General features: G+C 64.6%; 12 protein-coding genes. 7 read left to right on the top strand and 5 right to left on the bottom strand.

The genetic code is table 11. The features are described 5' to 3' along the window. Positions 1 to 9: 9 nt before the first annotated feature. A complete protein-coding gene (locus tag KW845_RS12600; RefSeq protein WP_218369556.1) occupies positions 10 to 957 on the bottom strand; it encodes a LysR substrate-binding domain-containing protein in 948 nt (315 codons plus the stop codon). A 183-nt stretch (positions 958 to 1,140) separates the two neighbouring features. Between KW845_RS12600 and KW845_RS12595 the strand changes: the two genes are divergently transcribed. The 6 genes from KW845_RS12595 to KW845_RS12570 all read left to right on the top strand — a co-directional run bounded on the left by KW845_RS12595 (position 1,141) and on the right by KW845_RS12570 (position 7,756). Then, entirely contained in the window at positions 1,141 to 2,139 is a 999-nt protein-coding gene (locus KW845_RS12595; protein WP_218369555.1) for a tripartite tricarboxylate transporter substrate binding protein, read from the top strand. A 68-nt stretch (positions 2,140 to 2,207) separates the two neighbouring features. Next, entirely contained in the window at positions 2,208 to 3,770 is a 1,563-nt protein-coding gene (gene tcuA, locus KW845_RS12590; protein WP_218369554.1) for an FAD-dependent tricarballylate dehydrogenase TcuA, read from the top strand. A gap of 19 nt (positions 3,771 to 3,789) precedes the next feature. Continuing rightward, positions 3,790 to 5,055, top strand: coding sequence for a 3-isopropylmalate dehydratase large subunit (locus tag KW845_RS12585; RefSeq protein ID WP_218369553.1), 1,266 nt, complete (start codon positions 3,790 to 3,792; stop codon positions 5,053 to 5,055). A 10-nt stretch (positions 5,056 to 5,065) separates the two neighbouring features. Next, positions 5,066 to 5,581, top strand: a complete 516-nt coding sequence (gene leuD / locus KW845_RS12580; protein ID WP_218369552.1) for a 3-isopropylmalate dehydratase small subunit — start codon at positions 5,066 to 5,068, stop codon at positions 5,579 to 5,581. Then, entirely contained in the window at positions 5,581 to 6,579 is a 999-nt protein-coding gene (locus KW845_RS12575; protein WP_218369551.1) for a tripartite tricarboxylate transporter substrate binding protein, read from the top strand. The genes leuD and KW845_RS12575 overlap by 1 nt, the downstream gene beginning before the upstream one ends. A 19-nt stretch (positions 6,580 to 6,598) precedes the next feature. Next, positions 6,599 to 7,756 carry a 2-methylaconitate cis-trans isomerase PrpF family protein gene (locus KW845_RS12570; protein ID WP_218369550.1) on the top strand — a complete coding sequence of 386 codons (1,158 nt, stop codon included), beginning with the start codon at positions 6,599 to 6,601 and terminating at the stop codon, positions 7,754 to 7,756. Between the two features lie 23 nt (positions 7,757 to 7,779). Here KW845_RS12570 and KW845_RS12565 read toward each other — a convergent pair whose 3' ends face one another. From KW845_RS12565 to KW845_RS12555, 3 genes are read right to left on the bottom strand one after another with little or no spacing between them, the layout of a single operon-like run. Continuing rightward, positions 7,780 to 8,949, bottom strand: coding sequence for a mandelate racemase/muconate lactonizing enzyme family protein (locus tag KW845_RS12565; RefSeq protein WP_218369549.1), 1,170 nt, complete (start codon positions 8,947 to 8,949; stop codon positions 7,780 to 7,782). Positions 8,950 to 8,968: 19 nt separating this feature from the next. Beyond that, a complete protein-coding gene (locus KW845_RS12560; protein ID WP_218369548.1) occupies positions 8,969 to 9,940 on the bottom strand; it encodes a tripartite tricarboxylate transporter substrate binding protein in 972 nt (323 codons plus the stop codon). Between the two features lie 49 nt (positions 9,941 to 9,989). Then, positions 9,990 to 11,627 (bottom strand): GMC family oxidoreductase, encoded by a 1,638-nt coding sequence (locus KW845_RS12555; protein ID WP_218369547.1) that lies wholly within the window; start codon positions 11,625 to 11,627, stop codon positions 9,990 to 9,992. A 292-nt stretch (positions 11,628 to 11,919) separates the two neighbouring features. Between KW845_RS12555 and KW845_RS12550 the strand changes: the two genes are divergently transcribed. Next, complete coding sequence (locus KW845_RS12550) at positions 11,920 to 13,398, top strand: aldehyde dehydrogenase (RefSeq protein WP_218369546.1); 1,479 nt, start codon at positions 11,920 to 11,922, stop codon at positions 13,396 to 13,398. A gap of 58 nt (positions 13,399 to 13,456) precedes the next feature. On the opposite strand, the gene KW845_RS12545 is transcribed toward KW845_RS12550, so the two are convergent. Beyond that, entirely contained in the window at positions 13,457 to 14,425 is a 969-nt protein-coding gene (locus KW845_RS12545) for a tripartite tricarboxylate transporter substrate binding protein (protein WP_218369545.1), read from the bottom strand. Positions 14,426 to 14,444 lie beyond the last annotated feature (19 nt).

Here is a 14,444-nt window from a genome sequence, read left to right as displayed (position 1 = left end):
GCCCGCGGTTCACTTTGTCGCGACCTTCGCGCCGCGCGCGCTCTGCATCGCGCTCATGACCACGTCGCGGGTCAGCTTGGGCGACAACATGCGAATCAGGTCGTAGGTGTAGTTGCGCAGGTAGTTGTTGGCGCGCAGCGAAACGGCGGTCATGCTCGGCGCAAACAGGTGTCCTGCCGCGATTGCCCGCAGGCCGGTGTCTTTGCGACGGTTGTACGAAACCGTGGTAACCACGGAAATACCCAGACCGAGCTCGACGTAGGTTTTGCCCACGTCTGCGTCCACCGCGCCGAAGATGATCTTGGGCGTGATGCCGGCCTGGGTGAATGCATCCAGCACCTTCCACCGCCCGCTGAATGAGGGATCGTGCGTAATGATGGGATAGCGGGCGATGTCCTGCAGGGACAGCTTTCTTACTTTGAGCAGCGGATGGCCGACCTTGGCGATGATGCAGCGTTCGAGTGGAAAGCAATCCAGCCTGACCAGCGTCGGAAACGGCCGTGTCGTCTCGGTTCCGATGGCAATATCTGCATCGCCTGCCTCGACCATTTCGCATATCTGCGTCGGGTTTCCCTGCCGCAAGTTGATGTCGACCTTAGGATGCCGCTTGATGAAGCGCGCGATGATGTCCGGCAGTACATACCGCGCCTGAGTATGCGTCGTGGCGATGGTAAGGGCGCCGCCCTCGCGTGCCGACACCTCTTCGCCGAGCCGCTTGAGGCTGTCGATGTCGTTGAGCACCCGCTGCGCGATCGCAATGACCTCTTCGCCCGGGTCGGTCAGGCCGACGATCCGGTTGCGCTTGCGCGTGAATATCTTGAAACCCAGTTCGTCTTCAAGCATCTGGATGTGCTTGCTGATGCCGGGCTGCGAAGTGTGCAGCGCCTCGGCCGTCTTGGAGATGTGGTTGTCATGCCGGAAGACTTCCAGGACATAGCGCAGGCGCAGCAGTTTCATGGAAAACCCAGTATGTATTTATCGAATACTAAGATAATACAATATTCTGGCAGGCTATTTATCACGCTGATACCATCCTCTGGACCGTCGACGCTGCAGTCGTCCGGCGGCGCACCGGCGCACTCGAGGCACCGGGCTGACAATGCAACGTACCGAGTACGTGTGCCCTCAAGGAGGAGGACCATGAATCAACGAGTATTCAAGGTGGTCAGCATGATCCTGGTTGCAAGCGCGGGGGCCTGTATGGCAAGCGGTGCGGCCCGCGCCGACACCGCTGCCGGCGCCGCCAACTTCCCCAACCATGCGCTGCAAGTGGTCTCGGGGTTCGCGCCGGGCGGTGCGACCGACGTGGTCGCCCGCCTGATCGCCCAAGGCATCGCGCAACAGCTGGGCCAATCCGTGGTGGTCGAGAACAAGCCCGGCGCGGCCGGCAATATCGGCGCCAACTATGTGGCCCAGTCGGCACCGGATGGCTACACCATGTACCTGACGAATGCCACGATCGCCATGCCGTCGCTGTTTTCCAGCCTGCCCTTCGACGTCAGGAAGGACTTCGCGCCAGTGGCCCTGATCGGCTACGGCCCGTCGGTATTCGCGGTGAACCCCAAGCTGCCCGTACGCTCGATCCAGGAACTGATCGACTACGCGCGGCGCAATCCGCACAAGCTCAATTACGCATCGGGCGGCGTCGGCAATATCACCCATATGGCCATGGAGCTCTTCATTGCCAAGACCGGGATCGACATCGTGCACATTCCATACAAAGGCGGCGCGCCCTCGACCCAGGCCGCGGTTGCCGGGGAAGTGCCGCTGCTGACCGCATCGATCACCTCGGCGCTGGGCCAGATCAAGCAGAACACCTTGGTGCCGCTGGCGGTTTCCACCGACAAGCGCCACCCGGCGCTGCCGGACGTTCCCACCATGCAAGAAGCGGGCGTGGCCGGCTATGACGCCAGTTCATGGTACGGCATCATCGTGCCGGCCAAGACGCCCAAACCCGTGATCGAAAAGCTCAACCAGGCCATTGCCGCCACGATGAAGCGCAAGGATGTGCAAGAGCAATTCATCGCGCAGGGCGTCATTCCCGCGCATGAAGGTCCCGGCCAGTTCGGGCAATACATAGACAGCGAGATAGGCAAGTGGGCCGAGCTGATCAGCAAGGCCCACGTCACCATTCAATAGACAGGTCCGCGCCTGCCTGCTGGCTTCAGGCGCGCAATATCCCAATTTGTGATGATGCAGGAGTTTCTATGAGTCTGGATGCGACGGTGCACGACGTCGTGGTGGTCGGGGGCGGCAACGCCGCGTTGTGCGCGGCAATCTCGGCCGCGCAACAAGGATCGAAAGTCCTGCTGCTTGAACGCGCCCCGTTCGAGCATCGCGGCGGCAACAGCACCTATACCGATGGCAAAGTCCGCTTTGCCTACGAAGGCCTGGATGACATTCTTGCCTTGTCTCACGACCTGACACCGGACGAGGTCGCGACCAGCGATTTCGGCTCGTACACGGAAAGCGATTTCTTCGACGACATGGCGCGCATCACCCAGCACCGCACCGATCCCGATCTGTGCGAGATCCTGGTGCGCCAGAGCAACTCGGTCATGCGCTGGTTGAAAGACAATGGCGTGAAATTCATGCCCAACTACGGTCGCCAGGCCTACAAATCGAACGGCCGCTTTACGTTCTGGGGCGGCGCGCCGCTGGCAACCTATGGGGGCGGACCAGGGCTGGTGGAAGCCTTGTACAAGGCCGCCGAAGACCAGGGCGTGACCGTCGTGTACGAGGCCTGGGTGCGGGATCTGATCCATGACGTGCATGGCGTAACAGGTGTCGTGGCACGCATCGGCGGTGCCATGTTGCGCATTCGCGCCCGCGCGGTGATCCTGGCTTGCGGCGGCTTCGAGGCCAATGCCGAGTGGCGCACCAAGTACCTGGGCAAGGGCTGGGACATGGCCAAGGTGCGCGGCACCAAGTACAACACCGGGGACGGCCTGGCCATGGCGCTGCGCATCGGAGCCCAGCCGTATGGGCACTGGTCGGGCTGCCACGCCGTGGGCTGGGAACGCTACGCCACGGACTTCGGCGATCCGGATCTGACACCGCACTTCCAGCGCCACAGCTACACCTTCAGCATCATGGTAAATGGCAACGGCGAGCGCTTCCTGGACGAAGGTGCCGATATTCGCAATTTCACCTATGCCAAGTACGGCCATCTCATCCTGGAGCAGCCCGGCCAGTTTGCCTGGCAGATCTACGACGACAAGGTCACCCATCTGCTGCTGGATGAATACCGCACGCGCCACGTCACCAGGGTGAAGGCCGATACGCTGGAAGAACTGGTGCAAAAGCTCGACGACGTGGATCCGGACCAATGCCTGCGGACCATCCAGGACTTCAACGCCGCGGTCGACCCGGACGTGCCGTTCGACCCGAACGTGAAGGACGGCAAGCGTACCCGGGGCCTGCCGATACCGAAATCCAACTGGGCGCTGCCCCTCGATACGCCGCCCTTCCACGCCTATGCCATCACTTGCGGGGTGACATTCACGTTCGGCGGGCTGCGGATCACCACCGACGGGCAGGTGGTGGACACCAACCACGAACCGATTGCCGGCCTGTACGCGGCCGGCGAGATGGTGGGCGGCATTTTCTATTTCAACTATCCCGGCGCCAGCGGGCTGACCAGCGGCGCCGTGTTCGGCCGCCTGGCCGGCCAAAGCGCAGGCCTGACGGCCCGCGCTGCCCACCGGGCGGCCCAGGCCGGCCAGGGGCAAGCTGCCGACCCGCGCGGCGGCGACGCGCACGCACAGTAACCAGACGAGGCGATGTCACATGGCACAGACAGTTGCGGAAAAGATACTGCAGGCACACCAGATCGACGATAGCCAGCGCGTGGAGCCGGGCAACGTCATCCGCGCCAGGGTGGACCTGGTCCTGCTCAACGATGCCAACGGCCCGGTGGCCTTCCGGCATTTTGCGAACATGGGAGGCAAGCGGGTCGCCATACCCGACAAAGTGGCCATGGTATGCGACCACTTTGCACCCGCCCCCAGCGCCGCCGGCGCGCGCATGCTGGGCGACATGCGGCGCTTTGCCCGCGAAAAGGGCATCGAGCACTTCTACGATGTGGGCAAAGGCGGGATAGAACATACCCTGATACCCGAGGTGGGCCTGATCGGCCCCGGCGACCTGGTTGCCGGCGGGGACTCCCACACCGGAACCGCCGGCGCCTTCAATGCCTTTGGCATGGGAATGAGCTGGTCGGGCATGGCAGCCATCATGGTGCTGGACGAAACCTGGTTCCGCGTGCCTGAATCGATGCGGTTCCATTTGCACGGCAAGAAAGCGCCGTACGTCACCGGCAAGGATGTCATCCTGCACATTCTTCAAGAAATCGGTGTCTACGGCGCCTTGTACCGATCCATGGAATTCGGCGGCCCCGGCATCGCCGAATTCAACATCGACGAACGCATGGCGATCTGCAATATGGTCGTGGAAGCCGGGGCCAAGACCGGCATCGTCGAGGCTGACGACTTCACGCGGTCCTGGGCGCAGGCGACCTGTAAGCGGCCGTGGAAAATGGTCAACGCCGATGCCGATGCCCAATATCATTCGCGTCACGACCTGGACCTGGCCCGGATGCAACCCATGGTGGCCAAGCCCTATTCCCCGGAGAACGTCGTGCCGCTGGACCAGGTCCAGGGTGTCCACGTCGACCAGGTCTACATGGGCAACTGCGCCAACGGGACGCTGACAGACCTGCGCCAGATCGCCAGCATCCTCAAGGGCCGCAAGATCGCCGCCGGCACGCGCGCCATCATCGTGCCCGCGACCCAGAAGATCTACATGGAGGCCATGGCCGAAGGCCTGATCGAACAGTTCGTCGAGGCCGGCGCCGCCGTCAGCACGCCCACCTGCGGTGCCTGTTTCGGCGGCCACAACGGCGCGCTGGACGACGGCGAGGTGGGTTTCGCGACCATCAACAGGAATTTCAAGGGCCGGGGCGGCCATGCAGGCGCCCAGGTGTTCCTGGGAAACTCGTACGTCGCGGCCGCCACCGCCGTGGCGGGCGAGATCATCGACCCGGCGAAACTATAAGGAGCCCATCATGATGCTGAAAGGAAATGTGCAAAAGCTGGGCCATAGCGTCGACACCGATGTCATGGTGCCCGGACGCTATCTGTCGCTGCTGAATCCCGCCGATATCGCCAAGCATATCTTTGAAGAGGTGGACCCCGATTTTGTCCAGCGGGTCAAGCCCGGCGACATCATCGTGGCCGGCGAGAACTTCGGCTGCGGCTCGGGGCGCGAACAGGCGCCCTTCGGCCTCAAGGCCCTTGGTATCGGCGGCATCGTGGCGGCCAGCTTCTCGCGCACTTTTTACCGCATGTCGATCGACCTGGGGCTGCCCATCCTTGAAAGCCCCGAGGTGGCCGCCGCCGCTGTCCAGGGTCAGGCGATCGAAGTCGATACCGCGAGCGGCCGCATCCAGCTCGATGGCACACCCTACCAGGCGCAACCGCTGCCCCGGTTCATCCAGGAGATCATCGACATGGGCGGCGTGACGGAGTGGGTCAAGCAAGAGCTGGCCCGCAGGCAGGCCGCCGCCCACGGAGACCGGTGATGGCGCAGCCCCGCATCGCCAGGCCGGCGCGGCACCTGATCGCGGCGTTGCTGTGGGCCGCCGCGCTCGGCCTGTTCTGGTGCGGCGTGGCCCAGGCAGCGGCGTACCCCGAAAAGCCCATCAGGATCGTCGTGGTCTATCCGCCGGGCGGGGGCATCGACTATGTGGCGCGCGAACTGGCCCGCGAGCTCAACAAGGCGTGGAACGTGCCGGTCGTGGTCGAGAACAAGCCCGGTGCCGGCACGACGCTGGGCACGGCCGCCGTCGCGCAGGCCGACCCTGATGGATACACGCTGCTGATGACCGATGTCAGTTTTTCCATCGCGCCCAGCCTGTACAAGACCTTGCCTTACGACGCCGTGTCCGATTTCGCTCCCGTGTGCCTGGTCAACACAGTGGCCGACATCCTGGTCGCCAATCCCGCCGTGCATGCCGACTCGGTACGGCAACTGATCGACCTGGCCAAGGCCAAGCCAGGTTCGCTGGTGTATGCGTCGGCGGGCAACGGCACGCTCAATCACCTGGCGCCCGAGATGTTGAAGGCCGCGGCCGGCATCGACATGGTGCATGTGCCGTACAAGGGCGCCATCGCGGCCATGAACGATGTAATGGCCGGCCGCGGCCAGGTTTACATCGGCGCGCTCATTTCGGCCGTGCCGCTGATCCAGGCCGGCAGGCTCAAGCCGCTGGCCGTGACAGGCGCTCACCGGTCGCCGCTGCTTCCCGAGGTACCCACCATGATCGAGTCCGGCGTGGCGGGTTACGACGTCGCATCATGGTACGGCTTGCTTGCGCCGGCCGGCACGCCGGCCGCCACCATCCGGAAAATCAATCGCGAGGTCGTCCGCATCGCGCAACAACAGGGGTTCCGCGACGCCATGACGCGCAATGGCAATGAAGTCGTGGCGAGCACGCCGGCCGAATTCTCGCGCTTCCTGCAAGGCGAAATCGACAAATGGGGCCAGGCGGTGCAGGCGGCCGGCGCTACCGTCGATTGAAGGCCCACGGAGGCAGCCATTGGCACAGTATCGACTTCCGGCCGTATTCATGCGTGGCGGAACCAGCAAGGGCCTGGTGCTGCATCGGCGCGACTTGCCCGACGACCGCAGGGAATGGGACAGGCTGTTCCTGGGGGCACTGGGCAGCCCCGACCCCTACGGCAGGCAGCTCGACGGCATGGGCGGCGGCCTGTCGTCGCTGTCGAAGATCTGCGTCGTCGGCCCGCCCAGCCGCGCGGATGCGGACATCGACTACACCTTCGCCCAGGTCATGATCGCCTCGTCCCATGTCGACTACCAGCCCTTGTGCGGCAATATGTCGTCGGTAGTGGGGCCCTTCGCTGTCGACGAAGGCCTGATTAGCGCCGACGGCGACCTGGCGCGGGTACGCATCCACAACACCAATACGCAGAAAATCATCGTGGCCACGTTCGGCCTGGAAGACGGCCGCGCCGCCGTGGACGGCGACCTGGAGATACCCGGCGTGGCCGGTACCGGCGCCCCGCTGCGCCTGGATTTCATGGATCCCGGCGGCGCCTCGACCGGCAGGCTGCTACCCACCGGCAAAGAGCAGGAATGGCTGGACGTGCCCGGCTACGGGCCGATCCGCGCTTCCATGGTCGATGCCAGCAACGCATGCGTCTTCGTCCTGGCCGCCGACCTGGGCCTGAGCGGCCACGAAATGCCCGCCCAACTGGATGGCGACACCGTACTCATGAACCGGCTCGCCGCCATCCGGATCGCGGCCTCGCTGCGCATGGGCCTGGCCACCGACGCCGGACAGGCGCGCGCGCAAACCGCCGTGCCCTTCATCGCCTTCGTAGCTCCACCCGCCTCGTTCTCGACCCTGTCCGCAAGCACGCACACGGATTCGGACGTCGACCTGATCGCGCGCGTCATCTCGAACGGGCAGGCGCACCGGGCCCTGCCGCTGGGCGTATCCATGTGCATGGCCGTCGCGGCGCGCATCGAGGGCACCGTGGTCCACCAGGCAGCACGGCAACCGCAGGCCGGCCCTGCCGACCTGCGCCTGGGCATGCCTTCCGGCGTGCTGCAGGTGGCGGCCACCGTCTGCCGCGAAGGCGGCGCGTGGCGGGCCGTCCAGGGCGGCTTCTACCGTACGCAGCGGCGCCTGTTCGAAGGCGCCGTGCTGGTGCGCGGCAGCGCATTGCGGTAGCCCTGGCGCGGCCCGGCCCCGGCTTACTTGACCGTGCCTTGCCAAAGCGTGTGTTGTTTCAGGCATGCTTCGTCCACGGTCACGCCCAGGCCATCTGCCATGGGCACCTTCACATGGCCGTCGCGCACGACGAAATCCGTTTGCGGGACCAGCGGGTCGGGCGCGGTGGTATTCAGCCCGAACAGGAATTCGCCCGCGCCCATCATGCGGCGGGCGGGAATGCTTGCATAGAAATGCGCGGCCGCGCTGGCCTCGAGCTGCGACTGGATTGCCAGGCCGCCGCAGTTCAACTGCAGGTTCGCGGCTTCTGCCACCGCCGCGATCTTGCGAGCCGATGTCAGCCCCCCCACTTTGTAGAGCTTGATGCATAACGCATCCACGGCGCCGGCCTCGGCCAGCGCGTAGGCGTCCTGCACGGTGAAAAGGCCTTCGTCGGCCATCAGCGGCACGCCCCTGCATTCGCGGCGGATCGCCGCCATGCCTTTCAGGTCGCGCCGCGCCACGGGCTGCTCGACATAGCTCAGTCCCATGGGGTGCAAGGCGCGGATGGCCTGGATCGAGTCGGCCACCGACCAACCGGTGTTGGGATCGACGCCGATCTCTATGTCATCGCCGACCGCCCGGCGCACGGCCTCGAAATTCTTGACGTCCTGTCTCCAGCCGCGCCGGTCGGCTGCTTTCAGGCACAGGACCCGGATGCCGAATTCGGATACGGCACGGGTGGCCTCGGCCACCATGACGGCAGGGTCATCAGCCAGGCTGACAGACCATTCCAGGGGGATATCGGGCTGGCAGCAGCCCCCCAACAGGCGATGCACGGGCACCTTCAACGCCTTGCCCATGGCGTCGTGCAACGCGATGTCCAGCACGGCGCGCGCGGCGGGATTGCCCGCCAGCCGCTGGTCGAAGCTCTCGTTGATGCTCTCGATGTCGAAGATCTGCTTGCCCAGCAACGCGGGACCATACACCTCGGTAATGGCGGCGATCACGCTCTGGGTCGTGTCGGCAACGAAATGGCCGGGCGAGATGGGCCGTATCTGGCCATAGCCCACGACGCCCTGCGCATGGATCTTGACCAGCACAGGCTTGCTCAACAAGGACGCCGACGGGCCGGTATCGTAGACGCCGCTGGAGAAGATGCGCTTGACTCTGACCGGGATTTCGGTGACATGGATTTCGATCTGCTCGATCATGGTGGAGGCTCCGATTGATTCATTCCGCGCTGAGATTCAGTTCCTTGATCAGGCCGCTCCATTTCACGTTCTCGTCGGCGATGAACCGCGTGAACTCGGCGGACGAATTGGGCACGATCTCGAACCCCATCTTCGTGTACTGCTGCCTGACCGCGGGCACCTTGAGCGCCGCGAGCACTTCATGGTTGAGGCGGTCGATAACAGGCTGGGGCGTGCCGGCCGGCGCCACCAGGCCAAACCAGGTAATCACCTCGAAGTCCGGATAGCCGGACTCAGCAATCGTCGGCACATCGGGCAGCAGCGGCGACCGCGTACGCCCGCTGACGGCAATCGGCCGCAGCTTGCCGTCCTGCACCCCGGCCAGCAGCCCCGAGATGCTCGACATCATCACGCTGACGCGCCCGCTCAGCAGGTCGACCTGGGCGGCGGCGTCACCTTTGTAGTGAACAGGCATGATATCGAGCCCGGCCGCCTTCTTGAACAACTCCATGGACATATGCGGCGAAGAGCCGATGCCGCCGGTCGCGAAATTCACTTTGCCCGGATTGGCCTTGAGATAGGCCACGAGTTCGGACAGGTTGTTCGCGGGCACCTCCGGGTTCACGACCATCAAGAGCGGGTTGTGCACGACCCGTACGATGCCGGTGAAATCCTTGATCGGGTCGTAGCCGACGTCCGGATACAGATACGGCGCCACGGCGTGCGTGGTCTGCACCGCAAGATACAGCGTGTAGCCGTCGGGATCCGATTTCGCCACGTAGTTTGCGCCGATCGATCCCCCCGCTCCGGCGCGCGTCTGCACCACGACCGACTGGCCCAGCTGCCGCCCGAGTTGCTGGGCCAGGATGCGGGCGGCCGAATCGGTGGGCCCGCCGGCCGTGAAGCCGACCACCAGGTTGATGGGCTTGGCCGGGTAATCGTCGGCGGCCTGCGCGGCGGCCTGCACAAACAGTGCCAGCACCGCGCCGCAAAAGAACCTGATTCTCCACATGTATCTGTCTCCCACCCATCGAGGGCACATTGCACGCTATCCGGTCGCTTCACGCCTGGTGGGCAGCCAGCAGGCGCTCTGCTCCTTTTTCCGCAATGGCGATCGTCGGGATATTGGTGCCCGACGACGGCAGCGTCGGGCATATGGATGAATCGATGACGCGCAGGTTGCCAATTCCCCGCACCCGCAGATCGGGGTCGACCACGGCCATATCGTCCACGCCCATCTTGCAGGTTCCGACCATGTGCCATGAGGTCTGCAGCGTTTCGCGCAGGTAGGCCAGCATGGCGGCATCGTTGGCCGCGTCCGGCCCAGGCCGGGTCTCGCGCACGATAAGCGGCTGCAGCGCGGGCATGGCGGCCACCTGCCGGGCAATGCGCATGCCCCGCAAGAACAGGCGCGCGTCCTCGTCGCGCGACAGGTAGCACGGGTCCATGCGCGCCTGCCGCAGCGGATCGGCGCTCTGGATATGCACCGTGCCCGTGGACGCCGGCTGCAAAATAGTGACCCCGAAGGTAAAACCGGAGAACATGTCCATGCCGGTACCCGGTGTGCGCGCATAGCGATCGCCACCCGAGAGCGGTTGCAGCCGCAGCACCAGGTCGGCCTGCCTGGCCTCTGCGCTACTGCGCAGGTTCATCTGCGCCGTTGACGACGATATGGAAAGCAGCCCATTGCGGCGCAGCAAGAACCGCAAGCCTTCCCGCAGCTTGCGGCGCGGGCTGCGCAGGACGTCGTTGATCGTGATGGGGCGCGCGCACTCGAAGGTCAGGCGCGTATTGGGATGGTCGCGCAGATTCTCGCCTACGCCCGGCAAATGGTGGACCACCGGTATGCCATGCGCGGCCAGCACGGCTTCATTGCCCACGCCGGAAAGCTCGAGGATCTGCGGCGTGGCCAGCGGCCCGGCGCTCAGGACCACTTCTTTGCGGGCGCGCAGCGCAAGCCTGGCGCCGTCTTGAATGATCTCGATGCCGGCGGCGCGGCGGCCGTCCATCAGGACGCGCGCGACGACGGCCCCCGTCAGTATCGTCAAGTTGCGCCGCTTGCGGGCCGGCTTCAGATAGGCCGCCGCGGTATTGTCGCGCAGGCCGCGGCGCGTGGAATACTGCAGGAAGAATGCGCCTTCGTAGCTGCCGTCGTTATAGTCGTTCAGGTAGCGATAGCCGGCCTGTCCACAGGCCGCCACGAACGCTTCAGACAAGGGATCGAACTTGTCCAGCCGCGTGCAGTGTATGGGGCCGCCACGCCCGCGCAGGTCCGGATCGCCAGGTGGGAAATCTTCCAGTCGCTTGAAGACAGGCAGCATATCCGCATACCCCCATCCCTGGCAGCCCAGTTCGCGCCAGTTGTCGTATTCGGCCGGGTCGCCGCGCGCAAACAGATTGCCGTTGATTGCGCCGGAACCGCCGATCACGCGGCCGCGGGTCCAGCGCTGGGGCTTGCCGTTCAGGTGCAGCTGGGGCTCGGTAAGATAGGGCCAGGTGACGGCCTGGTTGTTGATCAGGTTGACCACCAGCAACGGAACCCGGATATTCACATTGCGGTCGCGGCCACCCGCTTCGACAAGCAGGACCCGGTTGGATGCATCGGCAGAGAGCTTCTCGGCGACCACGCAACCGGCACTGCCGGCGCCGCAGACGATGAAATCGAACTCCGAATCATGGGGAACCGACTTGACATACATTGCCGCAACGCTCCTTACGGGACGAGCCGCCACGAAGGCAGACCCGCGGTTCACGTACGCATTACCGGCGGATGATGCATGAGCGAAACCATGACATCAAATAATGTTTGAATATTCTTCTATCAATAATTGGCATACTGAAAAACATGCCATCCGGGCCGTTTCTTCAGGGCTCCACTATTCCGATCTGGCCTGGAAACATTCATAAATATTATTTTTTCCCATAGCAGCGGCGGGCTATCCTCGGATGGATCAGGCGGATACGCCGCCGCTTCCATCCCTGGAGACCGACATGCACTCACGCTACCAGCTGTATATCGACGGGCAATGGCAAGACGGCGCGGATGGCGATACGTTCGCCGCCATCAACCCGTTCAACCAGCAAGAGTGGGCACGCATCCCGCAAGCCACGCCCGCCGACGTCCGCCGCGCCGTGGCGGCTGCCCGCAATGCGTACGAGACCGTATGGCGCAAGACCAACGGCAGCCAGCGAGCCGCGCTGCTGCACAACGTGGCGGGCCTGCTCGAAGACAACGCCGACCGGATGGCCAGGCTGGAAAGCACGGACAACGGCAAGACCATTCGCGAAACCAAGGCACAGATGTTCTACGTGGCGCGAATCTTCCGCTTCTTTGCCGGCTACGCCGACAAGATATGGGGATCGGTGATACCGCTCGACAAACCCGATGTGTTCGATTTCGTGGCGCGCGAACCCTATGGCGTCATTGCCATGATCACCGCATGGAACTCGCCGATCGCGCTGCTGGGCAACAAGCTGCCCGCCGCCCTGGCCGCGGGAAACTGCGTGGTCATCAAGCCTTCTGAACATGCCAGCGCCACGACGCTGGAGTTCTGCCGCCTGCTCGAGGCGGCGGGATTTCCGCCGGGTGTCATCAATGTCGTGACCGGCGCGGTGGACGTGGGCCGTTCGCTGGTGGGCGGCGGCGGAATCGACAAGATCAGCTTTACCGGCAGCGGCAGGGGTGGGCGCGAAATCGCCGCCGAGGCGGGCAGGCAGTTGATTCCCGTGGCGCTGGAACTGGGCGGCAAGTCGCCCAACATCATCTTCGATGACGCGGACCTGGACAAGGCCGAGGTCGGTGCGCTGGCGGGCATTTTCGCGGCGGCCGGCCAGACCTGCATCGCCGGCTCGCGCTTGCTGGTGCAACGCACTATCTACGCGCAGATCGTGCAACGGCTGGCCGCGCGGGCCGAGCGCATCGTGCTGGGCGATCCGCTGGACCCCGCCACTGAAATGGGCACTGCCGCCAACCAGCCGCAATTCGACCGGATCCTGCAGAGTATCGAGCACGCCAGGCAGGAAGGCGCCAGGCTGGTAACGGGGGGAGAACCCGCCCGGGAAGGTCCATTGGCCAAGGGACTTTTCATCAAGCCCACCATTTTCGCGGAAGTCGACAACGCCATGCGCCTGGCGCAGGAAGAGGTGTTCGGCCCGGTGCTTGCCGTGATTCCGTTCGATACCGAGGCGCAGGCGCTGCAACTGGCCAACGGCACCACGTTCGGCCTGGCGGCCGGCGTGTGGACACAGGACATCTCGCGCGCCATGCGCATGTGGCGGGAACTGCGCAGCGGCGTGGTCTGGGTCAATACTTACCGCATGGTTTCCGCACAGGCCCCATTCGGCGGCGTCAAAGAGAGCGGATTCGGCCGCGAGCGCGGCGAGCTCGGCCTGCTCGAGTTCACGGTCAGCAAGAATGTCATGATCGATTTCTCGAACGAGACGCGCGACCCCTTCGCCATCAAGGCATGAAGCACCCTGCGGCATGCCAGGCACCCCGTGCGAGTTCGCCCATGCCTGGACGGCAGCATCAGTCCGACTTGATCGCCGTCTTGCCAGCCACATCCTGGTAGCGGGCGCGTTCTTCGTCCAGGAACTTGGCGAATGCGGGGCCGCGGATGCCGCTGGGAACCAGCCCTGCATCCTGCAGGCGCTTCATCACATCGGGGTCCCTGGCCGCGGTTTCGAATGCTTGCCCCATCCGGTCGACAATCTCCTGGGGGGTGCCTTGCGGGGCGAAAACCCCCATCCAGTTGGTGAAGCGGAAGTCCGACAATCCCTGCAGCTCGGACACGGCCATCACGTCGGGCAGCACGGGCGAACGCTTCGACGAGGTCACGGCAAGCGCGGTCAGCTTGCCCGCCTTGATGTGCTGGACCAGCGGGGGCATGCCCGAGATGACGATCTGGATCTGCCCACCGAGCACGTCGTTGACCGCCGGCGCCGCGCCCTTGTATGGCACGTGCTGCCAGTCCAGCCCCGTCTCGGACTTGAGGGCTTCTCCGGCGAAGTTCATCGTGCTGCCGCGGCCCGGCGTGCCGTAGCTGAGCGTGAGCTGACCGGCCTTGGCACGCGCGATCAGATCCTTCAGGTTCCGTGCCCCGACCGAAGGATGCGCGACGATGGCCAGGGGCGTTTCACCGGCTAGCGCCACCGGTACCAGGTCCTTGCGGGGATCGTAGGACATAGGCTGGCCGGCGATGGCATTGACCATGACTTCCGCTGGCGACGACATCAGGAAGGTATAGCCGTCAGGTGCTGCCTTGGCCACGGCCTGGGCCCCGATGGCGCCCGATGCTCCGGAACGGTTGTCGATGATGATCTCCTGGCCGATGAGCCCGGCCAGGGCGGCGCCGTACACGCGCGCCACGGTATCGACGCCACCCCCCGCCGGGAACGGCACGATGAAGCGGACGGGCCGCTCGGGCCAGGAGGCAGCCCAGGACGGGCCTGCCACGGCCATTGAAGTCATGAGCAAGGCAATGAGGCCGCGTAGCATGGTTCTCTCCTTATCTTGG

Source organism: Bordetella sp. BOR01 (genome assembly GCF_019218885.1).
Taxonomy (GTDB): domain Bacteria; phylum Pseudomonadota; class Gammaproteobacteria; order Burkholderiales; family Burkholderiaceae_B; genus Bordetella_A.
This window is presented reverse-complemented; position numbering and strand designations above follow the sequence as displayed.